1 protein-coding gene is annotated in these 705 nt (G+C 51.9%); it reads right to left on the reverse strand.

Annotation, left to right across the window (positions count from 1 at the left end; translation table 11 throughout):
* Positions 1–705, reverse strand: a 705-nt coding sequence (locus MXD58_RS31950) for an IS110 family transposase (protein WP_250610421.1), incomplete at both ends; no start/stop codon positions are given.

Here is a 705-nt window from a genome sequence, read left to right on the forward strand (position 1 = left end):
AAAGCTTCCGATTTCCGATAATAATTCGACAATGGTCGCGTCCCCTAGGCCGGGCACGGTTTTAAGCCATTGATACTCCACAGATGTCTGGATAAGTTCGGTTAACTGCTGCGTAAGTGTCTCAATCTCTTCCTCGAGCTGACGATAACGGCGGACAAGTGTGGCTACTTCTATACGGGCCATCTGCTGTCCCTCCGTGACGCCAATCGAGGTGCCTGCATGTTCAATCAGCCTGGCTGCTTTTGGCCTTTGCGGAGCCTTGAGCCCCTCGCTTTTCCGGTAAAGCATCAATACCTCATCGGGCTCTTTCCCTGCGAGATCGCTTGGAAAAGGGGTATGTTCCAAAGCAGCGAGTGCCATTTTTCCGAATGACGGAAATACCTGTGCAAACTCCGGGAAATACCGGTCCGTCCAACGGATCAGCTTGTTGCTTACAGAACCTAATTCCTCTACCAGCTTCGATCTCAGGCTGGCACCGACGCGCAGATCGGCTTCCACCCCTTTGAGGATGCGTGGATAGCTGAACCTCCCATCCTTCACAAGGCGCGCGATAACCAAGGCATCTTTGGCATCATGCTTCGTTGGCAGATTGTCATCCAGCTCTTTGGATCGCTTGACATGCATAGGAATTGTCATGACAAGGCGAATGCCCCATTCGTCCAGCAAATAAGCCAGAATGAGCCAATAATGGCCTGTGCGCTCAAT

The organism is Frankia sp. AgKG'84/4 (assembly GCF_023242965.2).
Lineage (GTDB): Bacteria > Actinomycetota > Actinomycetes > Frankiales > Frankiaceae > Frankia.